Here is a 25,488-nt window from a genome sequence, read left to right as displayed (position 1 = left end):
GGCTTGGATTATAGCGCATTTGAGCCTTAAGTGCCATAAAAAAACAGCCTAAGTAAACAAAAATTTAACAGATCACCACACTTTGAGGGTATTATATAGACTATCGCGCTCTACTGGTTGGAATTGCGCGTCTTTGATCTGGGCGATCAAGTCCTCTTTGGCGACCCCCTGCGCGCTTTGTGCGCCCCCAGCGGATTGGATTTTTTCTACCCCAATCGTGCCGTCCAAATCGTCTGCGCCAAATTCTTGAGCGACTAAAGCTAAATTTAGCCCCAAAGTCGCCCAATAAGCCTTAATATGGGGGATGTTTGCAAAACAATACGCGCAATAGCGATGGTTTTTAAAATCTCCACCGCGCTAGGGCTACGAGGGACTTTGAGAAAATTATTATCTCTTTGGTAAAGCAAGGGGATAAAAGCGTTAAATCCTCCCTTTTTCTCTAAAGCGTTAGGGTTTTGAGTGGCCTTGAGGCGCAACATGTGATCTAAGCGATCCTGCTTGCTTTCAATATGCCCAAATAACATCGTGGCGTTGCTCATTTTACCCAACGAATGCCAATACTGATGAATTTCTAGCCAACGCGTGGAACTCACCTTCCCCCCACAAATGCGCTTTCTAACCCCCTCTGCAAAGATCTCTGCTCCACCCCCGGGCATGCTATCCACCCCCGCCTCTAACATGTCCTCTAACACTTCTTGGTAGGCTCTATTAAACTTGGTGCTTAAAAAATGCACCTCCGCAGCCGTCATCGCCTTTAAATGCAAATCAGGCATGCTTGTCTTAATGAGTCTAAAGAGCTCTAAATACCAACTATAAGTGTAATTAGGATTGTGCGCGCTCACTACATGCACCTCTTTAACCCCCGCCTTATAAGCACTCTCAATCTGCTCTAAAATTTCTGTGTGCTCCATTTGGTAGGGGTTGGGGTTTTTACGGCTGGCTGAAAAGGCGCAAAACTTACAGCTATCTGCGCAAATATTGCTAGGGTTGAGGTGGCGGTTGGTGTTGAAAAAGACTTGATCTTGATGGTAGTGCGTGCGGATAGTGTGGGCTGCCTCGCCCAACGCATAGAGATCGTAATCATAAAGCTTGGCTAGACTTTCTGCGTCTAAATCCTGTGAATCTAAAGCCTGTGTGAGTAAATCCATTTAGCCTCCAGTTTGATAAAATGCGCGCTCAGAAATTTGGTAAGCCCCACTCCAAAGATTCTTTTCTGGCTTATTAGCCACCGCCTGCCTGAGTGCCTCTAACATGCGCGCGCGCTCCGTGCTCAAAATTGCCTCTTTAGCATCCACGCTATCTTGGTAATACAAGCAAGGGAACAAAGTCCCATCTGCGCTCACGCGCACGCGATTACAACTCTTGCAAAAATCCTCTTTATGGGGAGCGATGATCCCAAATTGGTAGCCATTCTCTAGGGTGTAGATTTGTGCCGGTCCTAGCTCTTTTTGGGGCGCGCCTACGATCTTATAACGCTGGCAAATTATCTCTAAAATCTGCGCCCCACTCAAGCCTTGCAAGCGCGCGCTCGCATGGGTATTCTCCATAAACTCAATGTAACGAATCTGCGCGCCCTTTGCTTGGGCAAATTCTAGGAGGTCTAAAATCTCATCGGCATTGATCCCCTTGAGAGCGACCATGTTGAATTTGAGTTTTAAACCTGCTTGCAGTGCCGCTTCAATGCCCCTTAATACAGAGGGCAACGCGTCCTTTTTGGAGATTTGCACCACGCGCTCAGGTTTAAGCGAATCTAAAGAGATATTCACCCGACTTAAACCCGCCTCTTTGAGCGCGTGGGCGTGTTTTTCTAGTAAAAACGCGTTAGTGGTGAGCACTAATAAGACTTTGGGGTTATAGGCATGTAAACTTGCAATGAAGGGCACTAAATCCTTGCGCAACAAGGGTTCGCCCCCGGTCAAGCGGATTTTTTCAATCCCCTCATCAATAGCAACTTTGAGAAACTCTAACATGCGATCTAGGGGGATGACTTCTTCACTAAAGTCTAGGGGGGTGGTGGGCATACAATAGGCGCATCTAAAATTGCACTGCTTGGTGAGCGAAACTCTTAGGTAAGTGATTTGTCGCCCAAAACCATCAATTAGCATCGCTAGCCTCTTTGTGTAGTTTTTCTTAACATAGCAAATTTGGGCTGAATCAGAGCGAATCAGCCAAACTTTTAATCTAGCATGCTAGGCTAGGGAAATGAAAAACACCCTCCCTTTTGTAATGTTTATTTGGATCACCGATGGGCAGGGGTGGTTTAGTGCCAGAAATAAACTAGAAGAAGCCTATCAAAGTGTGCGCATTTGTAATTTAAGTCAATTGGACAACTTGATAGATGAGTTATGCCATGCCTAAGCCTATTTTTGTGAGTGAGGATTCTAAATTCACGCTTTATCACCATGATTGCAGGGAGGTTTTGGCACGCATGGAGGGGTGCTTTGATCTCATTTTTGCTGATCCACCTTATTTTCTCTCTAATGATGGCTTGAGCATTGAGAGTGGCAAAATTGTGAGTGTGAATAAGGGCGCATGGGATCGCGCGGGAGGAATTGATGAAATCCATGCCTTTAATATGGAGTGGATCACTCTAGCCCAGCGCGCGCTCAAACCCACAGGCGCGATCTGTATCAGTGCCACCCAGCATAATCTATTCTCTCTAGGGTTAGCCCTGCAAACTCTAGGTTTTAAACTCTTGAACACCATCACTTGGCATAAGAGCAACCCCCCGCCTAATTTCTCATGCCGCACACTACTACACGCTAGCGAGCAAATTCTATGGGCGCGCAAAAGTCCTAAACACGCCCATATTTTCAACTACCAACGCATGAAGGAGTTGAATCAAGGCAAACAAATGCGCGATGTGTGGACTCTCCCTGCCATTGCCCCTTGGGAAAAGCATTTAGGCAAACACCCCACCCAAAAGCCCTTAGGGCTACTCCTGCGTTTGATCTCAATGGCTAGTCATAAGGATAGCTTGGTGGGCGACCCCTTTAGTGGCTCGGGCACAACGGGCATTGCGGCTAATTTACTAGGGCGATCCTTTATAGGCATCGAACAAGAAAGAGAATTTATCAATCTCTCTATTGCGCGCAAGAAAGATCTAGACGCGCGTTTTAGCGAATTTGCCAAACGCGCCCAGAAAATGGGAGTGATGGCTTAATGACAAAACTAAAAATCCCCTGTGTGATCCTAACTGGGGGCAAGAGTGCGCGCATGCGCGTGGGGGGACAACAATGCGATAAAGCGTTATTGCCCTTTGGCAATTATCCTAGCCTTTTAGCCTACCAACACGCCAAAATGAGCGCGCTTTTTGAGCGGGTCTATATTAGTTGCAAAGAGTCCTATAACTTGCAAGTGTATGCGTCCTATATTTTGGACTGCCGATCCGATTTTAGCCCCTTGCTAGGCATTGTGCGCTCTTTGTATGCCCTCCAACAAACGATCTTTGTGATCCCGGTGGATATGCCCCTAGTGTCAGTCCAGAGTATTTTAAAACTCTGTAACCACGCCCACGAGGCGGGGGTGGTGTATGCCAAAAGCTCGGAGCGTTTTTACTTGCTAGGGTGTTGGCAGATGGGCATGGCAGATGCGCTAGAGGACACTTTGGAGAGTAATGGTTCGGTTGCTTCTCTTTTGGAGGGAGGTTTAGCTGTAGAGGTGCCAGAGGGTGTAGAGTTTAGCAATTGCAACACCTATAGAGAATACCAACGCGCGTTGAAAATTTTAAATGGCTGAAGAAGAAAAGACCGAACTCCCCTCCGCCAAGAAGATCGAGAAAGCGCGCGAAGAGGGCAATGTCGCTAAAAGTTTAGAGGTGGTGGGGTTTTTGGGGTTGGTGGCAGGTTTTGGGGGGGTGATGGCTTTTTTTAGCATGTGGTTAGATCATTTTGAGAGCATTTTTAGGCAGAGTTTGCGTTGGATCGCCCTAGATTTCACTCCCCACAATCTCCACTTGCTTTCTTTGCAATTGCTCAAAGATATCGCTTGGGTGCTCTTGCCCTTTTTATTTTTGGTGTTTGTGGTGGCGTTTTTGGCTAATGTGGTGCAATTTGGCTTGCTCTTTAGCCCTAAGGCGATTGTGCCCAAATTTTCTAAGATCAATCCTATCAATGGGCTTAAAAATCTCTTCTCTGTAAAAAGACTCTTAGATGGTCTGCTCATCAGCGCTAAGGTGTGCTTTGCCTTCATGCTAGGTTTTGTGATCGTGAGTGTGTTCATCGGGGAGTTAGCCAAGATCGCGCGCATTGACATCAGGGATCAAGCATTGTGGTTTGAACACAAGGCGTTACTTCTCATTGCCAGTTTATTATTCTTATTTCTAGTAGCCTCTTTATTAGACTTTCTGCTCAAACGCCGTCAGTATATCAATTCGCTTAAAATGACTAAGCAGGAAGTCAAGGACGAATACAAACAACAAGAAGGTAACCCCGAGATCAAAGCCAAAATCAAACAGCTTATGCTCAAAAACTCCATGAGTAAGATGATGGCAGCCATCCCTAGCGCGAATGTGGTCGTTACAAACCCCACCCACTACGCGGTCGCGCTCCGCTTTGAAGAAAAGGATGTCGCTCCGGTGGTGGTGGCTAAGGGGATCGAACACTTAGCGATTCGCATTAAGGCGATTGCTAGAGAACATGACATTGAGATCATTGAAAACCCTAAACTCGCACGCGAGCTCTACAAAGAAGTGGATGTAGACGAGGTGATCCCTAAAATGCTCTTTGAAGCGGTGGCGATCGTCTTTGCCCAAGTGGCGCATATCGAGCAGATGAAAAACAAGCGTTAAAGACCTTGGTGTTCTAGCCATTCTAGCATAAGGCGCAAGGCGCGATCTTTATTGGGTTCATCAAAGATTTTATGCCTAGCTTGGGCTAATAACTCTAAGGACACTTGTTTAAAGCCCTGCGCGCGCAAGGTGTGGTAGGATTTGATCACCCCCACCCCAAAGCCCCCGCACACATCCTCTAAACCACTCATGAGCAAAATAGGCAGGTTTTTACCCCCATAAGCATGCGCGCTAAAGACCAAGTGCGCCCCCTCTAACAAACAGGCAAAACTATTAGTGCTGAAGGCAAAACGGCTAGCCTTATCTAGGCTATAAAATTTAAGCACCTTAGCATCCTGACACAGCCACGCCCCCCTAGCCCCCATCGCGCGCACTCTAGGGTGCAGGCTAAAAAAGGTGTTTAGATTCCACTTGAAAGGGCAACCCATCGCGCGCAAGAGTTTTAAAACCCCCACACACAAACCCAAACCCCTAAAGGGAGTGGGTGTGCCTGTGAGAATGAGCGCGTCTAGGGGAGTGTGAGCATGTTGGATTAAACGACGCGCTAGTAGTGAGCCCATGCTATGCCCTAATAACACCAGCTTATACCCCTTGCAAACTCCGCGCACTAGAGCGACAAACTTAGCCAAGTCCAGCACGGCGTGCTCAAAGCCATTTTCGCCCATCTCTCCCCAAGCGATTTCAACACTGTGTTCTAACACGCTCTGCCCGTGCCCTCTGTGATCGAACACAAAGACATCATAACCCAGCGCGCACAACTCAGTGGCTAGCCATATATAGTGTTTGCGGTGTTCTGCCATGCCTGTGGCAATGAGGAGGGCGACACCCTTAGGGCGAGCGGGCACATAGTGATCAAAGTGCAAATCTAGGTAAGTAGGGTGCTTAGAACTCAGGCGTGCGGTGTGGATACGCATAGTGTTTAAGAAAACCTTAGGGCGTGGTAGCGCTTGGGGATCAAATGGGCTTGGGTGTTAAGGGGGGTGGGATAAAAACCATGCCTAAAGCCCAAGTTAAACAAGATGTCTAGGGCTTGGAGTTGTTTAGAGCTCAGTTGGCACGCGCTGGCATTGGCGTAGAGATCAAGATAAGTAGCAAGGTGTTGTGCGCCCACGCGCACTAAGCCGCGTTCTAAAAGCATAGAAGAGAGTAGTTTAGAGTGGGCTAAGGCTAAGTTAATGGCTTGGGTTAACTTCTTCTCTAGCTCGATAGCCTGCACTAGGGGGATGGATCGGCGCAACACCATTCCGCCCAAAGGCAGAGGCAATTCTGATTTAGAGAGCTCACACCACACCTCCCAAATCTCTTTTTCCACCACTAGATCGGGGTGAAAATCTAAAATACTCTCATGGATGAGCACTCCCGCATCTACCTCCCCGCTCAATACCGCCTCTTCGATCTCTAAGAAATTTTTATAGATCACGCGCGCGTGGGGGTAGTGGAGTCTAAAGAGCAGGGCGTTAGTGGTATAACGCCCGCTCAAAGCCACCTTGAAATTTCTCTTTAGTTTGGTGGTTTTTTTGCGCACCAGCTTAGGACCATACCCCTCCCCAAAGCTACTTGCGCACTCCAAAAGCGCGTATTGATCGTTAATGAGGGGATAAAGCCCAAAGGAGATCGCGCTGATGTCGTGCACGCCCTGCAGGGCTTGGGTGTTGAGGGTTTCAATGTCTAGGGCGTGGTGGGTGAAAGGTCTGTTTAAACCAACCCACCCAAAGGCGATCGCATAGAACATGAACACATCATCGGCATCTGGACTATGGGCGATGCTTAACATGGTTCACCTCTGTGTTTTTCAGCGATTCTAACTTACTTTGATAAAGGCTTGCCCACAAAAACTAGAACAATTTTTCCCAAGTGGTGGAAGTGGGGGTATCCATCAAGGTGATGCCCTGTTTGGCTAGTTCCTCTCTAATGCGATCGGCTAGAGCGAAATCTCTAGCCTGTTTGGCTTGGGCGCGCAGAGCGATTTGTTTGCTGATGTGGGCTTTGAGCGCGTCATCTACACCTAGTTGGAAATACACAGCGGGGTCCTTACTCCCCAAACCCAACAGGCTGTCCACAAAAGCCAAATCCTGCAACACCTGTTTGGCGTTTTGTTGGTTGGTTGGCTTGTGGGGGTGGTTGAGTTGGTCGTTGGCAAGGTGCAAATACTCTTCTAACACGCTGAGAGTTTTAGAGATGTTCAAATCATCGCGCATACCCTCCAATAAGGCGTGGGTGAAGGGGTTGCTTGGGGGGGGCAAATCTAGAGGGGAGGCTAGTTGTAAGGCACGCTTTTTGAGGCGGTAGAGTTTGTCTAGGCGTTTTTTAGCCATGCATAAGTCTTGCTCATTGAAATGCAAAATCGCGCGGTAATGCACCCCCAAGAGGTAATTACGCAGAATTTCGCCATCATAGACTTTTAGCGCATCCTTGATGTAAAAACTATTGCCTAAACTCTTGCTCATCTTTTGCCCGGAGATATTCACAAAACCATTGTGCACCCAATACTTGGCGAGTTCTTGGTTAAAAGCGCAACGGGTTTGGGAGGCTTCGTTTTCATGGTGGGGGAAAAAGAGGTCTGATCCCCCCCCATGGATGTCAATTTGGTAGGCTTGATCGCGGTAAGCCAAATTGGCAAAGATCATCGCTGAACATTCAATATGCCAGCCGGGTCGCCCCTTACCTAAGACACTTTCATAACCCAAATCCTGCGCGCCCTTATAGGCTTTCCACAGCGCGAAGTCCTTTTCATGGCGTTTACTAGGGTTGTCATCTAGGCGACTCACGCTCTCTTGATCTAGACTGTGCGCGCTCAAAGTCCCATAACTCGAATCGCTACTGGTGTCTAAGTAGATGTCCCCATTGCTGGTTTTATAGGCATGCCCTTTGTCTAAAAGGGCTTGGATCATGAGGGCTATGGCTTGCAAATGCGCGCTGGCTTTGGGCTCTAGGTGGGCGCGTTGCACACCCAAAGCCTGCATGTCAGCTAGATAGCTTGCTATGAAGCGCGCGCTCAGAGTGGCGGTGTCTAGTTGCTCTTGCTTGGCTTTAGCGATGATCTTGTCATCAATGTCGGTGAAGTTTTTCACCACCTGCACCCCATAACCGCTTAATTCTAAGGTGCGCTTGAGCAGATCAAAGGCGATCGCGCTTCTAGCATGCCCTAAATGGGAGTAGTCATAAACGGTGGGACCACAGATATAAATTTTAACCTGCCCCTCTTGAATGGGTGTAAAGCGCACCTTTTGCCTTTGGCGGCTATCGTAAATGTAAATGGGTTGCATGTGTGCCGTTCCTACAGACCTATAAATCCTATAAAACTTTGCAAAATCCTACAAAGCTAGGATTTCTGCTGTATTCTTTAAGTTCATCCATGCCTGCTCTTACCAAAACACAAGGTTTTGCCCTTTGGTTTTGTTGTGTCAAGCGTTGCGCATGCCCGCAAGCGTCAATTGGGCAGGAACTCTGCCTACTAAAGGCGGTGCTTATTTTAGCAAAAATTTTGGTTTTTGTGGCAAGAACAACCACACAAAAAACTCATAGAACTTATGTTATTGATTTGTGCCCTTAACTAAAGATAATACAGTGTTTGCTTGGCTTGTAGACACCACAAAAAGGCGTATAGCAAAAGAGTTTCTAAGGCAAGTAAACCCGCCAGCCACCCCCCCCATTGCCAAGAAACCATGCCCAAAAAGCGCTTAAATCCAAAAGCTCTAATGTTCAAAAGGCATAGCAACCCCCCGCTAAGACTGCTGGCTAGGGCTAGTCCGCTAGCCTGCAAGTAGCGCATCCCTAAGAGCGCGCTGGCAAACCCAAAGAGTAGGGAATACAAAGTGATCTTAGCCGCTTGGAGTTGCTTGGAGCTAGCATAGAGCCAAAGCGCAAAGATTTTAGAGAGTCCAAAGGGCAAGAGACCTAGCAGATACATTCTAAAGACAGCCGCGCTCTGCAGGGTGTCTTGAGGGCTAAATTGCCCGCGTTCAAACAACAGGGCTACAATGTATTCACTCAGCACCCACCCCCCCACACTGCAAGCTAGTAACATGCAGGTCAAAAAGTGCAAAGCCTGTTGCATGTGCGCTAAAGCCTGTGCGCTTTGGTGGTTTTTGATCGCTTTGGCGATGGTGGGGAAAAGCGCGCTGGAGATGGCGATAGCAAAGAGGGCTAGGGGGAGTTGGAAAATACGGTTAGCGTAGTAAAGATAAGAAATGCTCCCCGCACCCAAAAAAGAAGCCAATAGCGTGTCCAAGAAAGCAGAGAGCTGGCTGGCTGAATTGCCTAGCACACTGGGGAAAAATTGTTTGAAAAAACTTTTAAGCTCACTGTTTAGGCTGTGTTTACCGGGCATTTTGGCACGCTTGAATCCATGTTTAAAGCCCAAATAAAAGAGTTTAAAAAACCCCAACACATAAAGGGGGTAAAAATGCGCGCACACTTGGGCTACCCCCCCGCACAACACCCCATAGCTCAAGTAATACACCACTTCTAAGGAAGTCTTGTCCTTGCCTAGGAGCAATCCAGCGATCATGCCCGCATTGAGCAAGATCGTGTTGTAGGCGCTCACAAAGAAGTTATTTTTGTATTGCAATAGCGCGCTAAAAAAAGTGCTTAAAAAGACCAAGAGGAGATACCAAAAATTCAAAGCCACGATGTCTTGGGCGAGCGCGATCACGCGGCTATCAAAGCCATAGGCTAATAACTTGGTAAAAAAGGGCGCGTTATAACGCACCAGCAAAGACAGCGCGATGAGCAACGCGCTGAAAATCCCTAGCACACTCAAGCTAAAGCTAGCCTTGTGGCGGCTGTGGATAAAGGCGGGCATAAAGCTTTGGCTAAATGCCCCTTCGGCAAAAATACGCCTGAAGAGATTGGGGAATTTGAACGCCACAAAAAAAATATCGCTATAAACCCCACTCCCCAAAATGGACGCGCTCAATAAATCGCGCACAAATCCTGCGATCCTAGAGCACAAAATCCCTGAGCTATTGGTAAAAAAGAATTTTTTTAACACGAGAAACCCCTGCTTAAAAGAGGATTCTAGTCTAAAAAGATTAATCAGTGTGGTGTTTTTTTAGCCAGTATGTATTAAAATACGCGCAGACGACACAAAGGAGTCCGCTTTGGCGAGTGAGTTTTATTCTAAGGTAGTGTTAGATTGCGCTGACATCCAATTGGAGTTGGAGAAGGTGGCGCAAGCGCACGGGATCGATATGGAAGACCTATGGTTTGATCTACTGAAGGTGCACACTTTGGTGCGCACCAATCCTAAAGATGTGTTCAAACTCTTGGAGGAGAGGGAGGTTAAGCGCATTGATGATGATGTGTTTTTCAACGACAAGCAGGTCGAGGTGATCCAACGCTATGACATTTGCATTAGAAAACGCTTGTTTACCTATTTCTTTGAGGTGGAGCTCTCTAAGGAGTGCGATGAACTCTATGTGATCTTTGAAAGCCCCTTTGTGATCGTAGAAGATGAGGGTTTGTTCAAGGAGATCTGTGCGCGCATAGAAACTGCTATGGCGCACCAAAAGATTTTATTGCGCCAAATGGAAGCCCAGCATGCCGGCCTGCACAAGGAGATCGAGCGTTGCATTAAAATGAATCTACAGCCTGAGAAGATCTTACTCAAGCGTGCTCTGTATCGTCCTAACAAGCAGGGCTATGTCAACCTCATCTTAAAACAAGTGTGGGAGGAAAAAAACGCCCAAAAAGCCCCGGCTAACTCCATCTTTGGCGCGGGTGTGGGGGATGCTGTCTTGGAATATGTCAAGCCCATCGCGGGGGCTAGCGGACCTAATCTCTTGGGGCAATTCATCAAAGTCAAGGAAGAAAAACCCATCTTGCCCGTCTTTGAGTGCAGTAGCGATGCCTTTGAGCTCAAAGAGAACTCTAAAAAGATGGTGTATTTCTCTAAGATCGCTCAGTATGTGGTATTGGTGGGCAACACGCTCAAGAGTTACACTAAGGATAGTTTTACAGAGATGAAGAGCACTAACACACCCATGTTTTTAGGCGGGGTGCAAAATGGCATGGTGCTCTACATCGGGGCGAAAAACGAGATCGACAACGCCATTGAGAGCAATTTGCGCATTGAGGCTAGGGAGATCCATGTCAAGGGCAATGTGGGTAAAAATGTCAATTTGGTGGCTAAGAAGGTGATCGTGGAGGGGCAGTTGCACAACGATAGCAGTGTGGAAGCCGATGAAATTTTTGTCAATAATAACAAGGGCACTTGTCAGGGCAATAAAGTCATTTGCAAATACGCCGATAGGGGCACGATCATCGCGCAAACCTGCGAGATAGACGCGGGCAGTGGGGCGCAAGTCTTTGCTAGAGAGATTAGCATGCAACAACTCAAGTCTAATAACACCTTTTATTTTTCGGGCAAATGCACGGTGGATCACATCGATGGGAGCGAAAACACCTTTTGTTTTTCCGCCTTTGCCGATCCACAAAGCAAGCGCATTTTAGAAGAAACCAAAGCTGAAATGGAAATCTACAAGGAAAAAGCCCAGAAGGTGATGACCCAATACCAAAAACTCAACTTCTTTTTGCAACAAAAGCAGGCTACTATTGATCGAATCAAGAGCGCGGATGCGGCTACTAGAAAACTCTTGATGGAGGAAGAATCTGTCCAGCGCACTTATTATGACTTCATGGACTGCCTGCGCCGCATCAAGATTTTACGCCTCTATGTGCTCAAACTCCAAGAACTCAATCGAGGGTTTGTGGATCGCTTGGTGTCTTTGGAGTCGAACATGCGCGATACACGCTTGTTTGCCAAGGGCGCGTGGACGGCGTTTAACACGATCACATGCAATCGCTTCTACACCGGACGCTCCAACCAGAGCCTGCAAACAGAAAGCGGCGAAATGGTGGATTTTAAATTAGATGGGATCTCTTTGGTGCGTGCCAAAAGGCAGGTAAGCTTTGAGGATGGCGCGTGATTGTAGGGCTTGTGGGGCGCATAGAGAGTATAGAGCCCGCGTTTATCACTGTGAATGTAAGCGGGGTGGTTTATGGGGTGCATGTGAGTTTGCGCGCCAGCGCGCTATTGCAAGTAGATCAAGAAACGCGCTTGTTTACAACCCCCGTATTCAAAGAGGACGCGCACCATCTCTATGGGTTTTTAGCCCCTGAGGAGCGCGCGCTATTTGAACGCCTGCTTAAGATCAATGGGGTGGGGGCTAGGATCGCCTTGAGTGTGCTCTCTTTATACAGCGCGCAGGAATTTAGTGCCCTGTTGAAAGCCCATGATCTCAAGGGTTTACAAAGGGTGCCCGGGGTGGGGGGCAAGCTCGCTGGCAAGATCATGCTAGATGTGGAGGGGTATTTAAACACGACCCCAAGCCCCCACAGCACAGAGGCCACATTGGCTTTAGAAAGTTTGGGTTTTAAGAGCGCTTTGGTGCATAAGGTCTGTGCGGCTTTGCCCGCAGGGCTTGACACCCAAGAGATTATCAAACAAGCGTTGCAACAGTTGAGGTAGATATGCAGACATGGCATGCGCGATCATGGCGTAATTTTCCCATTTTACAACAACCCGCCTACCCCGATTTAGAGGCGTTAGAAGCGGTGGAAAAAACCCTAAGAAGTTACCCGCCCCTAGTCTTTGCTAAGGAAATCCGCACTCTAAAAGAGGCGCTCAAAGAGGCTAGCAGGGGCAGGGCATTTTTATTACAGGGGGGGGATTGTGCAGAGAGCTTTGAAGCCTTTAGCGCAGATGGGATCAGGGATTTGTTCAAGGTGATCTTGCAAATGAGTGTGGTTTTAGCCTTTGGAGGGCGTTGTCCGGTCATTAAGGTGGGCAGGATCGCCGGGCAGTTTGCCAAGCCCAGAAGTCAAGAGAGTGAGCGCATTGAGGGGGTGGAAGTGCCTATTTATCGTGGCGACATGGTCAATAGCATGGACGCATGCGCGCGCCAAGCCGATCCACAAAGGCTATTGCAAGGTTACCACCAAAGCGCGGCTACCTTGAATTTATTGCGCGCTTTTGCTAAGGGGGGGTTGGCGGATTTGGCTGAGATTCAGCGCTGGAATTTGGACTTCGTGAAGAATAACGATTTTGGGCGGCAATACGAAGCCCTAGCCATGCAAATCACGCAAGCCCTAGATTTCATGCAGGCTTGCGGGGTGGCTAACCTACCCACTCTCAAAGAAACCGACTTTTACACCAGCCATGAAGCCCTCTTGCTCCACTACGAGGAAGCCCTAACCCGCCAAGATAGCCTCACTTCCAAATGGTATGGCTGTTCGGCGCACATGCTCTGGATTGGGGAGCGCACTAGGGGCTTGGATCAAGCCCATGTAGAGTTTTTAAGAGGGGTGGATAATCCCATTGGGGTTAAGATTGGTCCTAATAGCACCTTAGAACAACTCTTAGGGCTTTGTAAAACACTCAACCCCTACAACCAGCCCGGGCGCTTGAGTTTCATCGTGCGCATGGGCGCACAGTTGCGCGCCAAATTCCCGCCCCTTTTAAAGGGTATCTTAGAAGCGCGCCAAGAAGTCGTGTGGGTGTGCGATCCTATGCATGGCAACACGATCAAGACCAAGAGGGGGGTTAAAACGCGTTCGTTCGCGCACATCTTGCAGGAAGTCAAGGAATTTTTTGCTATCCAACACGCGCTAGGCAGCTGTGTGGGGGGGATTCATTTGGAGATGACCGGGTGCAATGTAACCGAGTGTATCGGGGGTTCGCAAGCCATCACAGAAGACGCTCTAGAGTCCAATTACCACACCCAGTGCGATCCTAGACTCAACGCCACCCAAGCCCTTGAATTGGCGTTCTTGCTAGCCGACATGCTAAAAAGCAATAGCCAAGTGGCGCGCCATTAGGAATTTTGGCTACAATAGAAATTATTACATTAAAGGATTTGGTATGCGTTGGTTGTTATGGGCTGGAGTGGTGGTGCTGTTTTTCAATGCGTGCGCGGAAACTAAGGCGCAGATCCTAGAGGACGAGAAAGATTACAAGCCCTCAGAGAAGACGATCTGGCAACCCGAGCAAAAATAGCCCTAAGGGGCGGGGTCTAGCAAGCTAGCTTGCTGGGCGTTGGCGCAATCGCGCTTAAAAGTCTTGGTCATCACATTGATCTTGAGTGTGGAGTGGAACGCCTCTTGACAACGCCTTAGCATTCTGGCGCGCTCTTGGGGGTGGGCGCGGTAGTGCTCCACAGAATGGGGTAAACTCATGTGGAATTCCATGGGAGGCAGGCGTTCGCTCTTATCCCCCATACATTCATCGCTACAATAACCACTTTGGGCATGCGCGCCCACTAAGATCAAACCTAAAAGCATCATCCATCGCATTGTCATCCTTTCAACTATTCTAAACTCAAGCGCTTAACCAGCAACCAACGACTCCCCAAGTAAAGCGCGATCACCTTGCTACTCTCTAAAAGCCAAAACCACACCATCGCGCGTGTTTCCAAAAAGGGGAGGCTTAGGTAAAACTCCAAATACCCATAATCTAGACTTTGTTGGTAGAATTGGTAAAGCCAGCGCGTGGGGATGTCTAGGATCACGCTCAAAAGCACAAAGAGGACTAAGCCCGTGAGCTTGGGTAAGAACTTGAGTTTAAAGGCGTGCAAACAAGATAGCACTAATAAAATCTTCAAATACAGTAGGGCAAAGAACAGCAATAAAATCAAGGCATGTTTACCAAAGCGCACGCAGTTTTGGCTAATCGCGCTCAAAAAGGCGCTCAAGAAATTTGGACCATTGTTGAGCGCAAAGGAGAGGGCAAGGGCTAAGAGCAAAAAAAGTAAGCCTAAGACAATCCAAAAGAGATTGATAGCTAATTTGGGGAGTAAGATTTGATCCACGCTCAAGGGCAAACTCCAAGTCAGATACGCCTCTTTGCCAAAGAGTTTTTCAACGATGGATCGCAAAAACGCCAAAGCCAAACACAGGACTAAAATACAGCTCCCCAAAAACACCAGCACCCCGCCCAAGAGTTCTAAAGCCAGCCAATCCGCGCTCACCAACACCATGCAAGCGCACAGAAACGCTTGTGTACCCACAATGCTAGGGTAACTCTCTAAAAAATCGTGCTTGAAAACGCGCTTCATTGCATGCACTCTTTATAAAGGGATTCTAGATCAATCTCTCGATCCTTGATGGAGTGGCAAGCCACCAAACACCCCTGCTTTAAAAACAAGGCGATGTCTAAATGCGCTTGGACATCGTGCACTAAATGCGTGGAGAGTAAAACACTAGCCTGCGCGCATTGCTCCAAGATAAGGGTTAAAATCTGCGTGCGCGCGATGGGGTCTACCCCACTCAAGGGCTCATCAAAGAGGAATAGTTGGGCTTTGCGCGCCAAGATAAATAAGAGTTGGAATTTCTCCTGTGTGCCTTTAGAAAGCACTTTGAAGGGCTTTTTAAGGGGGATTTCAAAGCGATTCAAAAGGGCTAAAGCGCATTGGGAATCAAAGTCTTCAAAGAAGTCGCTAAAAAAAACTAACATCTCTTGCGCGCTGGCATGGGGGGGGATGTAGCTGTATTCAGGGAGGTAAGCCACATGGCGCTTACTCTCCATCCCCACGCTTTGCTTGGCGATCAACACCTGCCCCTCATAGCGCACACACACCCCCGCTAGGATTTTGAGCAAAGTGCTCTTACCCGCCCCATTGGGTCCTAAAAGCCCGATCACCTTGCCCGCAGGGAGTTCTACACTCACCTGGTTGAGGGCTAGGTGTTTACCATAGGATTTGCTGAGATTATTGAGCGTGATCATTAGTAAGAAAACTTCGTAAAGAGCACCAGCGAGGAGTTGCCAATATTGCTCACCACTTTAGAGGAGTAAGAATAGACATAACCAATGCCCGCATCTAGGATCATCTTTTTATACTGCCACACCTTGTAATTTGTCATGAGCGAATACTCTTGGTAAATCCCATAGGCTAACATCAAATCCACCCTAACTTTGCTGGTTTTCATGCCCCCAAAGAGATAGCCCGTATAAGTGTCATTAGCAAAATAGATCGCGGGCACGCCCACGGAGTTGATCCCCCTTCCATAGAATTTACTCTTATCATCAAAAGACCAAAAAAAGCCCCTCTGCCCGGAGGCAGGCACACCATAAAAGCCCAAACCGAAATTAAAGATTTTATACACAAAGGTTTGATCTATCCAAAACAACCCCCCTTGGGCTTCCTGCTTGATCCCTCCGGTGGCACCGTATTGGTAGATGCCATGCACAATGGTGTAAGACTTGAAATTTTTAGGTAAATCGCGCTGGTATTGCACCTTGAAACCTAATTGGAACAAAGAACCCAAGGCTGGTCCAGGGAGTTTGGTGTCTGCTAGCAAGAAGGGGGAAATTTGCACGCCCTTGTCGTTGTTATAATCCATGCCAAAAGCCACGACTTCGCCCCCTACATACTTTTTCTTAGACACCGGATCGTAGGAGGCTAGCGCGTTGATGCTTGTGGCGATCCTTGGACCTTGTAAGTCATTGCCTTGGTAGCCATTATAGAGCATGGAATCCATGAAAATGCCCCAGTATTTGAAATCGTTGCGGTGGATAAACAAGCTCCCACCCTGAATATTGCCCTGAATCCAATCAAAGTCTACAAAATTCGTGTTGAAACGCCCCATGGCAAATTTGAGCCGTTGGGTGTCAAATTTGACATACGCGTCCGAAATATCCCCCATACTCAAATAAGGGCGCATATTGCTCTCCACACTCCCCAAGACATTCCCCACGCTCACAATGGGTTGGAAACGCTTGTTACGGCTATAGACATTCCACGCCCCAATCGCCCCAATCCCAAAAGCCCAGCCATTGTTAAAAGAAAAATTCGTCCCCACGCGCGCATCAAAGCCCACATAACTATGCGGGCGGTGCTCAAAGCCTTGGTTATAGATCATCCCCAAATACCCAAAAGGGTCCATCACAATCTCGGCTCCTAGCAAGGGTAGACATCCCATTACAGCGGCTTGAAAAAAACGCTTCAAGTTCAACAAGACAAATCCCAAATCTATCGAGATGTCCCTATTATACCCAAAAGATGAAAGAGTTTAAGGGTTTTAAAGTTAGAATGCGCCCTAAGTCCTCGATTCTAACACAAGGCGCAATGGATGAGCTTTAAAGAGAAAATTGCACTGATGTTAGTTGTGGTGTTGGTGTTGAGTTTCATGACCTTTGGCATGTTTGTAGAACGCTTTACTAACAAAATCGTGGTGGAGAACACTCAGGAACACTTGCTTGAAATTGTCAAAGCTAATGCTAATTGGATTGTCGCATGGAATCAAAACACCCGTAGACTCTTTGATGCGGGCGCGCAAGAGATTCGCGCGCATTGGGAAAGCCCTAAATTAGACACCAAAGCTTTGGATCGAACTCTCAAGTATGTCGCAACCACTTTAGACGCGCTGAACACCTATGTGGGGACAGAAGATGGCGCGATGTATTCTAGCTTAATGGCTACCCCAAAGGGTTATGATCCTAGAGTGCGCGATTGGTATAAGAATGTGCGCGCGCAACAAAAGACCGTCGTTTCTGAAATTTACAAAGACGCTTACACCAGCAAGCTCATTATTAGCTACTCCACGCCCCTAATAATCAAGGGGAAGTTTTTGGGTGTGATTAGCACCGACATCGATTTAGACTTCTTTGAAATGCATGTGGAGCGCATCAAATTTGGCAATGGCGGAGGGTTGGACTTGATCGATAGTAGCGGGCTGGTGCTAGGCTCTAATAAACTCAAAGCCGGGATCGATCTAGCCGATGAGAGTTCGTTTTTAAAAGAGATCGCGCCCAAAATTTTAAACACCCAAGAAGGGATGATCCGTAGCGATAAAGAGCACCACAAATTTTTATTAGTCTACACCACGGTGCCGGGTTATAATTGGAAAGTGGTCGCGCGTATCCCCACCCAAGTGGCGTTTAAAAGCATTGTGCGCTTGCGCGCCTTGATGCTTGTGATCTCGCTGATGGCGCTTTTCATCACCTTGAGTGTGATGATCTCTTGGATTTACTACCTCATGCGCCCCTTAGATCGCTTGAAACGCTTGAGTGTGGATCTCACAACGGGGAATCGCGACTTAACCAAACGCCTGCCCTGCAAAGAACAGACTAAACGCAATGAGATCGTGGCGATCACGCGCAATATCAACGCTTTCATAGAGCAAATGCAAAGCGTGGTGCGCCACTTCAAAGAGATTAGCGATCAGCGCACGGGGGTTTCGAGCGCTCTTATGGAGAGCACAACCAATGTCCACACCAGTGCCAACCGTGCGATTGTAGTGGTAGAAAAGGCGGTTGAGCGTAGCCAGCACAATATAGACACGATCTTAGAACATGTGAGCAATGTGGAGGACAATAACCAAAAACTCAACCAAACCGGCGCGTATTTGGGCAGCGCGCACGATCAAATGAGAGAACTCAACACGCGCCTAGAACACAACGCCAGCCAGAGTGTGGAATTTGCCCACAGGCTAGAACAAACCGCCAAGGGCACAGAGAGCATTAAGGAAGTCTTAACCATCATTGACGACATTGCCGCGCAGACGAATTTACTCGCGCTCAACGCCGCCATTGAAGCCGCACGCGCGGGCGAACATGGGCGCGGCTTTGCGGTGGTCGCTGATGAGGTTAGAAAATTAGCCGAAAAAACCCAAAGCAGTTTGGTGAGCATCGATACAACCATCAATGAAATGGTGCAAGGAGTGCAAGACATTAACCACCATTTGGGGCAAAACGCTAAGGAACTCAGCCAAACTTCAGATCTAGCCACCAGTGTGCAACATGTGATGCAACAAAGTGTGCGAGGGATTGAAGAGGTGATCGCGCGCGCGCGCCAAGACACGCAGAGTTTACAAGAGGTCGTGCAGGATAGCCATGACATCAGCCAAGAAGTCAAAGAACTTAGCACCCTTGCGCACGCAGAGCAAAAGGACATTGAAAACATGCGCACTAACCAAACTTCCCTAGACGGTCTCTACAGCGCGCTGGGCACAGAAATCGATCAATTCAAGGTTTAATATGTGGAAAAAAATTCTCATCACTTTACTTTGCTCTACCCTCCCCGCACATGCCCTAGACTATTTCCAAGCCCTCGATCAAGTCAAGTCGTGGTCTGAGGATTTTGTGCGTGGGCTTAAGCACTCCCAAGAGGGGAGCTACACTCTTTATTCTAAAGCTACGGGGAACAGCTTTGTGGTGGGCAAGCAAAATTACATGCTACTCTATGTCATCAATGCCACCAAAGATCACACCCGCCCCTCTGTGGTGTGCACGGGGATTCTCTTTAAAGAGACACTCTACAAGGGTTTTTGTTTGCAAGGTTATGAAAAATTGAGCATGGAAAACACGCAGGATTCTCTACTCATCAAATTGATCCAAACCCCGCAACACACCCCCACGGCTAACACCCACGCCCAAACCCTTTTGGCTTTTAAGGACATTAGGGGCACTTTTTATCTCACCCGTTACGCTAAACAGGCTTTAGATAGCACCCTTTTTCCTAGCGCAGCCCCCAAGACTTTCTATGAACAAGAGAACACGACTTACGCGATGGGCGATGTCAACGACCAACTCTTAAAGAAATTGCAAAACCAGCCAAGCAACCCCACTAGCGCCTCTAGTCCATGCTCCAATACGCCTAACTCTAGCGATTTTAGCCCCTGTGCCCCCAAGTATAAAACTAAAAGAGAGGATTTGCTCTCTTTTAGCGCGGATAACGATCACTACAGCTTTAGCAAACGCACCACCTACTTAGATGACCCCAAGAATCCTAGCTCTGTCTGTGTGCTGACTCGCCACAATGGCAAATTACTCAGCCGCACCCTTTGTATCCAACAAGGGCAGGTGGACCTAGCCTACAAATTCCCCTACCTGACCTTTGAGATGGGGCGATACGACACTTCTGCAGACAATATCTACACCAAGCTCTATGTAACTTTTAAGCTGGTGGAAGGCACTTTCTACCTGCACCAATTCAGCCAACAATTCTTTAGAGTGGGGAGTAATGGAGATAGGCAGGTGGTGCGCACTTTAATTTTTTACCGCCAAAGCAGGGACGATCCTAAAAAGCGTCATCTCCTCTCTTTAGATAGCTTAGAGCCGGGCTTTACGCAAAAATTGCAAGCGCAGTGCTTTGATAGGGGATATTGCATAGACTAACAAGCGGGGGGTTTGAGACAAAGTCAAAAAAATCACCTAGCACAGACCCCCCCAGATAACTCAGTGCAAGCTATCCTCACTTTGCATGCTGTGGATCAATTTGTCGATGACGCGTCTTTGTGCGGAGCTGAAGGTGTATTGTAATTGCACGAGCTCTTTAATGCGATCTAGCACCTTAGTGTCCACCACAAAAAGAGCGACCACTCTATCATAGGAGGAGAGGGTAAAAAAGGTCTTCTCTTTGAAAATCTCTGGGGTGTCGATCGCCTTGTCAATGCAAAGAAGTAAAACACTCTTCAAATTATCCGATTTGAGGTGTTTCCTGTCCAAAGCCCAACTGAACTTTTGGTAGATGAAGAAAGCGACCATGCGCCTTGCGTTAAAATACGCGCTCTCTCTAGCCTCTTCCCCACTGGTGGTGGTGTTATTCAACCCATAGCCCATCAAAAAGTGCTTGGATTTGATCTTGGGAGTTTCAGAGGGGATGGGGTTGACAGATTCCCAGAGCACATCAGGACTCTCATCAGGTTTGGGCGGAGGGGTGCGTTGGGATAGCTGTTTGTCTAAATCCTGCATTTTCTTAGCGTTGGCTTCTACAAGAGTGCTAAGTTGCGCGAGCGTGGCTTGTAAGGGTGCTAACTCTTGCTTGATGGGATCGATCTTGGGCTTTTGAGGCTCTTGGGGTTTTTGCTCCTCTTGGCTTGTTTGGGCTTTTTTATCGTGTTTATGGCGTTTTTGCTCTGCCTTGAGCCTTTTAATCTCCGCTTTTTCTTTGACCTCGGTGGGGACATCGGCGCCTTGATATACACTGCACGCGCCCAACAACACACATAAAGACAACGCCCCCCACAAATACTTCTGTTTCAAGCTAGCTCCTTCACAAACGCGCATTATAACAAAACCCGCTAGACTTTAAACTTATTGAGCTCATAGTCAAAGACATCGGCGGTCTTACTCAAAGAGATGCTTGCCTGTGCGACTGCTTGCACGCTCTCTTGATTAGAAGTGCTCAACGCCCCGATCTTTTGGATTTCGCTCATGATGTCTTTAGTGAGTTGGGCGACCTGTTTAAAGGCTTGCGCGTCTTGGATGGTGGTGTTGATGATGCCTTGAATCCCCTGCACATTGCCATCCACCACTTCTTGCAAATTGTGGGCAGCTTGGGAAACCTTGACGATCTCTTGGGCGTTGCTATGCAAATCTTTACTGATGTTATCTACGCTTTGTACCACGCCTGTGATGGTGGAGTCGATCTCATTGAGGCTAGATTGAGTCTTCTCGGCTAATTTGCGCACCTCATCGGCGACCACCGCAAAACCCCGTCCGTGTTCGCCCGCCCGTGCGGCTTCAATGGCAGCGTTTAAAGCCAATAAATTAGTTTGATCGGCGATGTCGGCGATGATGGTGAGCACTTTTTTGATCTCTTGGGTGTCATGGGAGGCGCGCTCTAATCTATTGGAGTATTCCACGCCCAAGTGGGCGTTATTGCTCAAATTCTTGCTAAAGTCTTCAATTTGGCTACGCACTTCCCCTAAGGTGTGGCTGGTATTCACTAGATTGTCGCTATTGTTGGCTGCGTTGTCAGCCCCGCTTAAAATATGGCTTACCACGCTTTCTCCATCGCGCACCACCACTTGGATGCGTTCTTGCTCCTCTTTGGCGTTGTTAGAAACCGCCGTGGAGCTATCTTGCAAAGTGCGCGCGATCTGGGTGTTTTGCGCGCTATTGTTTTTGATCGTGGAGATGACGCTGTGGGTTTTTTCTAAAAAGGCGTTGATACTCTTAGAGATGGTGGCGATTTCATCCTTACCTTTGACCACAACCCTTTCGGTCAAATCGCCCTCTTTAGACAAAAGCGCTTGGATGAGTTTTGTCAAGGTGATGAGGGGTTTGAAGAGAATATGCACGATCACAAAGAACAATGCCAAACAAAGCACCAAAGCCACAATAGAAACAAGCAAAATCGTGTGTTGGATGATATACAAATCCTTGAGCGCGAAGTCCTTATCACACACGGCTAAGATTTTCCAAGTAAAGCCGGGCACGGTGGTATAAACATAATACTTCTGCACCCCATCTACCGCGCTTTCAATCACGCCACTCTTATTGGCTAGCATTTGTTGGAAAATGCCTTTTTTCTCGGGAAACACATCCAAGAAACGCTTGCCCTGTTCTAGAGGTCCAGAGCCTAGAATAAAACTTTGCTGGTCTAAAAAATAAATGCGTTTTTGATCCATAGAATGTTCTCTAGCTGCATCTTCTACATAGGTCAAAGGGATGTCTGAGCCAAGCACCCCCTTAAACACCCCATTTTGGTAGAGCGCAATGCTATAAGAGACCACAAGGCGGTTGGTGAAGAGATCCACATAGGGGTGGCTCACCACTAACTTTCTACTAGCCTTAGCCTCCTTATACCAATCCCGCACGCGTGGATCGTAACCCGTGGGGATTTTGCCCACTAGTTTGATGATACTCCCATCTTCAAACCCGATATGGATGTCTGTAGAATCCATGCCATATTGCACATAATTCAACACGCTATGGATGGTTTTGGTGTCGTGTAAATCCATTTTTTCTAGTTGTGTGGCGGTTTTGAGAAGGGCGGTTTTGATCGCATCGTCCCAGCCTTTCAAAGAGTAAGAGAGCATCTCTACGGCTTCTTGTAAATCTTGTTGCGCTGAGAAGGTCATTCTGGAGTAGAGTCTATAACTCAGAATGCCCGCAATGGTAGCAAAACTCACCAATAATAACGCCGCAAAGGTGAGAGAAATCTTGGTTTTAAAGCTCATGGTGTAACCTTTTCTTGGTAGCAGTGTTACGATAGACCTGAAGAGATAATACCGACCGCCAATACTAGCATAATTCTAGGCATTTTTAGCCAATGATTCTCAATCGCGTCCAATCTTTGGGACACAAAGGGCGTAACTAAGGTGTCTTGGAGCTTAAGAAGTTCTTCTCTAACCACTCCCCCCCCTCAAACTCTTTAACCCAGCTTTCTATCACGCGCGCTAATCTCTCTTTTTGGGGAGCGGCTAGGTATAACACCTCACTACTGGGCAAAAGGGCTTTAGCGCGCGCTTCATCTAATAAGACGATTTTATGAAAACGCCTAGCATTTAGCGCATTGCTATCGCTGCTCAAATAATCCATGATGCAACTTTGCGGGTCTAAGGCTTTGATCTCAATATCTATACCTCCAAGCTTACGATCAAAACGGCTATGACAAGGCTTTAAAATATTTTCAAAAAGCAATGGATATGGGGAGCACAGAAGCGTATTTAAAGGCAGCAGACATGGGGGAGCCTGCAGCTTACAATAATTTGGCGATCATGTATGCACATGGCAAAGGTGTCAAGCCCGACAAAGAAAAAGCGCGCCAATACTACAAAAAGGCTTGTGCTATGGGTGTAAGTAGTTCTTGTCAAGCCCTAAAGGAGCTAAAGCACAAGAACTATAAGGCTTGCAAATGCTAAGGTTGCAAAGTCTCTAGCAGATTCAAACCAAAGCCCCTCAAAGCCGTATATTCGGGATTATCCTGCGTAGTGATGAGCTTAAAATCTCTAATACCCAAACTCTTTAAAATCAACGCTCCCACACCAAAGCTTTTCATCGTGTCCGTCTTGGCTTGTGGATCAATGAAGACGAGGTAACCCCCTTGAGCGTGCAGTGTTTTTAGGGCTTTTAAAAAGAAGTTATATTGCTCAGGCTGACTCAAAAGGGCGTAGTCATTTTGCACCACATGGAAGCGCACTAAAGGCACAACCGGGTTGCCAAATTGGTAAACATGGTGTTCGCGTTGGAGATGATCCACAAGCTTAATGTAAGTGCAATGGTAATCCATAAAGCACGCCGGTGCTTTGTAGACAAGGTGCACGAGATTTTCAGTTTGGAGACGATAGCTGACTAAATCGGACACATACAAAATTTTAAGTTGATGCTCTTGGGCAAAATCTAGCAAAAACTTATCCCCGCGTTGCGCCATAGACCCATCTTCTTTCATGATCTCACAAATTACGCTCACTGGTTTTAATCCGGCTAATTTACATAAATCCACGCTCGCCTCCGTATGCCCTGTGCGCACCAACACCCCTTCATCTTTAGCCACTAAAGGGAAAATATGCCCCGGGCGCACGAAGTCTTGCGCGCTGGTATTCTCACGACATAACAGTTCAATCGTCAAAGAACGCTCATAGGCAGAAATGCCGGTTTTAGCTTGGCGCGCGTCTATGGAGACCGTAAAGGCTGTTTCATGTTTAGAGTCATTGTGAGACACCATAGGTTGCAAATCAAAGCGATGGGCAAGCTCCTTAGTGAGCGATACACAGATCAATCCGCGCGCGTGTTTAGCCATGAAATTGATTTTATCGGGGTTGCTAAATTCGCCCGCCATCACTAAATCTCCCTCATTTTCGCGATCTTCATCGTCCATTAGAATAATCAAATGCCCCTGTTTGATGGCATCAATCGCCTCTTGCACTCTTGTTAACACGCCTTGCATCCTATCCCTTTTGCATTGATCGCGCCATTGTAGCACAAAATGAAAACAACACTCAGAGTTTAAAAAAACCATGTTAGAATACGCGCCTGGCAAAGGATTAGTATGGAAAAAATCATCGGTGTGATGGGCGCGATGGCTGAGGAGATCGCCCCCTTTTTAGCCCTCTTTGGGGCGCATACGCAGGAAAATATAGGGGGCAATGTGTTTTATTTGATCCCCTTTAAGGATATGCGTATCGTGTTAGCCTATAGCAAGATTGGCAAGGTGCATGCCGCCACCACCGCTAGCACGATGTTATTGCGCTATGGGGTGCAGGCTTTGATCTTTAGTGGGGTGGCTGGCGGGCTTGCACCACACCTACAAATTAACGACCTTTTGTTAGGCACCAAGCTCTGCCAAGCCGATGTGAATTTATGCGCCTTTGGGCATCCTTTGGGCTTTATCCCTGAGAGCGCGGTATTTGTGCAAAGTGATCCCCAATTAAACGCCCTAGCCCAAAGCGTAGCCCAAGATTTAGGTATAGAACTCAAAAGTGGGGTGGTCGCCACCTGCGATCAATTTGTCAGCTCCAAAGAGCGTAAGCTAGAATTAGTGCGCGATTTTGGGGCGGATGTGGTGGAGATGGAGGGAGCAAGCGTGGGCTTTGTGTGCGCTAATTTTGGTGTGCCCTTTTGTGTGTTGCGCAGTGTGAGCGATAACGCTAATGGAGAAGCCCCGCAGGATTTTGATCGCTTTTTAGAACAAAGCGCAAAGACCAGCGCGCGTTTTGTTTTCAATATGCTAGAAAAGATGGCTACTTGACAAATAGGTAAAAAAAGTATTATAATCAAAATTTGTGTTAGTGCTGGCTTAGCTCAATTGGTAGAGCAGCTGCCTTGTAAGCAGCAGGTTGGGGGTTCAAGTCCCTTAGCCAGCTCCGGTGAGATACTCAAGTGGCCAACGAGGGCAGACTGTAAATCTGCTGGCTTTCGCCTTCCGTGGTTCGAATCCACGTCTCACCACCAGCGCGGGAATAGCTCAGTTGGCTAGAGCATCAGCCTTCCAAGCTGAGGGTCGCGGGTTCGAGTCCCGTTTCCCGCTCCAGTT

Annotated in this window: 25 protein-coding genes, 3 tRNA genes and 1 pseudogene; 15 read left to right on the top strand and 14 right to left on the bottom strand. The window is 47.7% G+C overall.

Annotated elements, in window-relative coordinates:
• Nucleotides 1-72 precede the first annotated feature (72 nt).
• Together mqnE and moaA are read right to left on the bottom strand one after the other, a co-directional pair.
• Nucleotides 73-1,148, bottom strand: a pseudogene (mqnE, locus tag EAO33_RS02125) (aminofutalosine synthase MqnE).
• The gene (gene moaA / locus EAO33_RS02120; RefSeq protein ID WP_120944523.1) at nt 1,149-2,105 is read right to left on the bottom strand and encodes a GTP 3',8-cyclase MoaA; all 957 of its coding nucleotides are present in this window, start codon (nt 2,103-2,105) and stop codon (nt 1,149-1,151) included. It lies immediately after the preceding pseudogene.
• A gap of 97 nt (nt 2,106-2,202) precedes the next feature.
• Between moaA and EAO33_RS02115 the strand changes: the two genes are divergently transcribed.
• From EAO33_RS02115 to flhB, 4 genes are read left to right on the top strand one after another with little or no spacing between them, the layout of a single operon-like run.
• Nucleotides 2,203-2,358, top strand: coding sequence for a DpnII family type II restriction endonuclease (locus tag EAO33_RS02115; protein WP_120944521.1), 156 nt, complete (start codon nt 2,203-2,205; stop codon nt 2,356-2,358).
• Nucleotides 2,351-3,163, top strand: coding sequence for a DNA-methyltransferase (locus EAO33_RS02110; RefSeq protein ID WP_120944519.1), 813 nt, complete (start codon nt 2,351-2,353; stop codon nt 3,161-3,163). The genes EAO33_RS02115 and EAO33_RS02110 overlap by 8 nt, the downstream gene beginning before the upstream one ends.
• Entirely contained in the window at nt 3,163-3,738 is a 576-nt protein-coding gene (locus EAO33_RS02105; RefSeq protein ID WP_120944517.1) for an NTP transferase domain-containing protein, read from the top strand. The genes EAO33_RS02110 and EAO33_RS02105 overlap by 1 nt, the downstream gene beginning before the upstream one ends.
• Entirely contained in the window at nt 3,731-4,789 is a 1,059-nt protein-coding gene (gene flhB / locus EAO33_RS02100) for a flagellar biosynthesis protein FlhB (RefSeq protein ID WP_120944515.1), read from the top strand. The genes EAO33_RS02105 and flhB overlap by 8 nt, the downstream gene beginning before the upstream one ends.
• Here flhB and EAO33_RS02095 read toward each other — a convergent pair.
• The 4 genes from EAO33_RS02095 to murJ all read right to left on the bottom strand — a co-directional run bounded on the left by EAO33_RS02095 (nt 4,786) and on the right by murJ (nt 9,782).
• The gene (locus EAO33_RS02095; protein ID WP_120944513.1) at nt 4,786-5,703 is read right to left on the bottom strand and encodes an alpha/beta fold hydrolase; all 918 of its coding nucleotides are present in this window, start codon (nt 5,701-5,703) and stop codon (nt 4,786-4,788) included. The genes flhB and EAO33_RS02095 overlap by 4 nt on opposite strands.
• A 5-nt stretch (nt 5,704-5,708) precedes the next feature.
• Entirely contained in the window at nt 5,709-6,563 is an 855-nt protein-coding gene (locus EAO33_RS02090) for a menaquinone biosynthesis family protein (RefSeq protein ID WP_120944511.1), read from the bottom strand.
• A gap of 61 nt (nt 6,564-6,624) precedes the next feature.
• Nucleotides 6,625-8,046, bottom strand: coding sequence for a cysteine--tRNA ligase (gene cysS, locus EAO33_RS02085; protein WP_162982179.1), 1,422 nt, complete (start codon nt 8,044-8,046; stop codon nt 6,625-6,627).
• A 296-nt stretch (nt 8,047-8,342) separates the two neighbouring features.
• Entirely contained in the window at nt 8,343-9,782 is a 1,440-nt protein-coding gene (gene murJ / locus EAO33_RS02080) for a murein biosynthesis integral membrane protein MurJ (protein WP_120944507.1), read from the bottom strand.
• A gap of 109 nt (nt 9,783-9,891) precedes the next feature.
• On the opposite strand from murJ, the gene EAO33_RS02075 reads away from it, so the two are divergent.
• The 4 genes from EAO33_RS02075 to EAO33_RS09700 are packed head-to-tail and all read left to right on the top strand — an operon-like array spanning nt 9,892 to nt 13,787.
• A complete protein-coding gene (locus tag EAO33_RS02075) occupies nt 9,892-11,718 on the top strand; it encodes a DUF342 domain-containing protein (protein WP_120944505.1) in 1,827 nt (608 codons plus the stop codon).
• Nucleotides 11,715-12,260, top strand: a complete 546-nt coding sequence (gene ruvA, locus EAO33_RS02070; protein ID WP_120944503.1) for a Holliday junction branch migration protein RuvA — start codon at nt 11,715-11,717, stop codon at nt 12,258-12,260. Before EAO33_RS02075 ends, ruvA begins: the two co-directional genes overlap by 4 nt.
• Before the next feature lie 2 nt (nt 12,261-12,262).
• Entirely contained in the window at nt 12,263-13,609 is a 1,347-nt protein-coding gene (locus EAO33_RS02065) for a class II 3-deoxy-7-phosphoheptulonate synthase (protein ID WP_120944501.1), read from the top strand.
• Nucleotides 13,610-13,652: 43 nt separating this feature from the next.
• Entirely contained in the window at nt 13,653-13,787 is a 135-nt protein-coding gene (locus EAO33_RS09700) for a hypothetical protein (RefSeq protein WP_268877446.1), read from the top strand.
• A 2-nt stretch (nt 13,788-13,789) separates the two neighbouring features.
• On the opposite strand, the gene EAO33_RS02060 is transcribed toward EAO33_RS09700, so the two are convergent.
• The 4 genes from EAO33_RS02060 to EAO33_RS02045 are packed head-to-tail and all read right to left on the bottom strand — an operon-like array spanning nt 13,790 to nt 16,708.
• Complete coding sequence (locus tag EAO33_RS02060; protein ID WP_120944499.1) at nt 13,790-14,083, bottom strand: hypothetical protein; 294 nt, start codon at nt 14,081-14,083, stop codon at nt 13,790-13,792.
• Nucleotides 14,084-14,097: 14 nt separating this feature from the next.
• Nucleotides 14,098-14,844, bottom strand: a complete 747-nt coding sequence (locus tag EAO33_RS02055) for a hypothetical protein (protein ID WP_120944497.1) — start codon at nt 14,842-14,844, stop codon at nt 14,098-14,100.
• The gene (locus EAO33_RS02050; protein ID WP_120944495.1) at nt 14,841-15,512 is read right to left on the bottom strand and encodes an ATP-binding cassette domain-containing protein; all 672 of its coding nucleotides are present in this window, start codon (nt 15,510-15,512) and stop codon (nt 14,841-14,843) included. The genes EAO33_RS02055 and EAO33_RS02050 overlap by 4 nt, the downstream gene beginning before the upstream one ends.
• The gene (locus EAO33_RS02045) at nt 15,512-16,708 is read right to left on the bottom strand and encodes a hypothetical protein (protein ID WP_235852994.1); all 1,197 of its coding nucleotides are present in this window, start codon (nt 16,706-16,708) and stop codon (nt 15,512-15,514) included. The genes EAO33_RS02050 and EAO33_RS02045 overlap by 1 nt, the downstream gene beginning before the upstream one ends.
• Nucleotides 16,709-16,858: 150 nt before the next feature.
• Between EAO33_RS02045 and EAO33_RS02040 the strand changes: the two genes are divergently transcribed.
• The gene (locus tag EAO33_RS02040; RefSeq protein WP_120944493.1) at nt 16,859-18,763 is read left to right on the top strand and encodes a methyl-accepting chemotaxis protein; all 1,905 of its coding nucleotides are present in this window, start codon (nt 16,859-16,861) and stop codon (nt 18,761-18,763) included.
• A 1-nt stretch (nt 18,764) separates the two neighbouring features.
• Nucleotides 18,765-19,904 (top strand): hypothetical protein, encoded by a 1,140-nt coding sequence (locus tag EAO33_RS02035; RefSeq protein WP_120944491.1) that lies wholly within the window; start codon nt 18,765-18,767, stop codon nt 19,902-19,904.
• A 60-nt stretch (nt 19,905-19,964) separates the two neighbouring features.
• Here EAO33_RS02035 and EAO33_RS09360 read toward each other — a convergent pair whose 3' ends face one another.
• The 3 genes from EAO33_RS09360 to EAO33_RS02020 form a co-directional block, all read right to left on the bottom strand.
• Nucleotides 19,965-20,771 carry a hypothetical protein gene (locus tag EAO33_RS09360; protein WP_235852993.1) on the bottom strand — a complete coding sequence of 269 codons (807 nt, stop codon included), beginning with the start codon at nt 20,769-20,771 and terminating at the stop codon, nt 19,965-19,967.
• Between the two features lie 38 nt (nt 20,772-20,809).
• Nucleotides 20,810-22,693: a methyl-accepting chemotaxis protein gene (locus EAO33_RS02025; RefSeq protein ID WP_120944489.1), complete on the bottom strand. Its 1,884-nt coding sequence runs from the start codon at nt 22,691-22,693 to the stop codon at nt 20,810-20,812.
• A 136-nt stretch (nt 22,694-22,829) separates the two neighbouring features.
• Entirely contained in the window at nt 22,830-23,054 is a 225-nt protein-coding gene (locus EAO33_RS02020) for a hypothetical protein (RefSeq protein WP_162982175.1), read from the bottom strand.
• Nucleotides 23,055-23,161: 107 nt separating this feature from the next.
• Between EAO33_RS02020 and EAO33_RS02015 the strand changes: the two genes are divergently transcribed.
• Nucleotides 23,162-23,377 (top strand): SEL1-like repeat protein, encoded by a 216-nt coding sequence (locus EAO33_RS02015; protein WP_235852992.1) that lies wholly within the window; start codon nt 23,162-23,164, stop codon nt 23,375-23,377.
• On the opposite strand, the gene EAO33_RS02010 is transcribed toward EAO33_RS02015, so the two are convergent.
• Nucleotides 23,374-24,402 carry a bifunctional 3,4-dihydroxy-2-butanone 4-phosphate synthase/GTP cyclohydrolase II gene (locus tag EAO33_RS02010; RefSeq protein WP_120944483.1) on the bottom strand — a complete coding sequence of 343 codons (1,029 nt, stop codon included), beginning with the start codon at nt 24,400-24,402 and terminating at the stop codon, nt 23,374-23,376. The genes EAO33_RS02015 and EAO33_RS02010 overlap by 4 nt on opposite strands.
• A 102-nt stretch (nt 24,403-24,504) precedes the next feature.
• Here EAO33_RS02010 and EAO33_RS02005 point away from each other — a divergent pair, with 102 nt between their 5' ends.
• From EAO33_RS02005 to EAO33_RS01990, 4 genes are all read left to right on the top strand, one after another.
• On the top strand, nt 24,505-25,203 hold the full coding sequence (locus EAO33_RS02005; RefSeq protein ID WP_120944481.1) for a 5'-methylthioadenosine/adenosylhomocysteine nucleosidase: 699 nt from the start codon (nt 24,505-24,507) through the stop codon (nt 25,201-25,203).
• Between the two features lie 42 nt (nt 25,204-25,245).
• Nucleotides 25,246-25,318, top strand: a tRNA-Thr gene (locus tag EAO33_RS02000).
• A 2-nt stretch (nt 25,319-25,320) separates the two neighbouring features.
• Nucleotides 25,321-25,406 (top strand) — tRNA-Tyr (locus EAO33_RS01995).
• 2 nt (nt 25,407-25,408) lie between these two features.
• Nucleotides 25,409-25,485, top strand: a tRNA-Gly gene (locus EAO33_RS01990).
• Nucleotides 25,486-25,488 lie beyond the last annotated feature (3 nt).

It is taken from the genome of Helicobacter labacensis, assembly GCF_003660285.1.
Lineage (GTDB): Bacteria > Campylobacterota > Campylobacteria > Campylobacterales > Helicobacteraceae > Helicobacter > Helicobacter labacensis.
The sequence above is the reverse complement of the archived record's forward strand: the minus strand, read 5'-3'. Positions and strand labels throughout refer to the sequence as shown.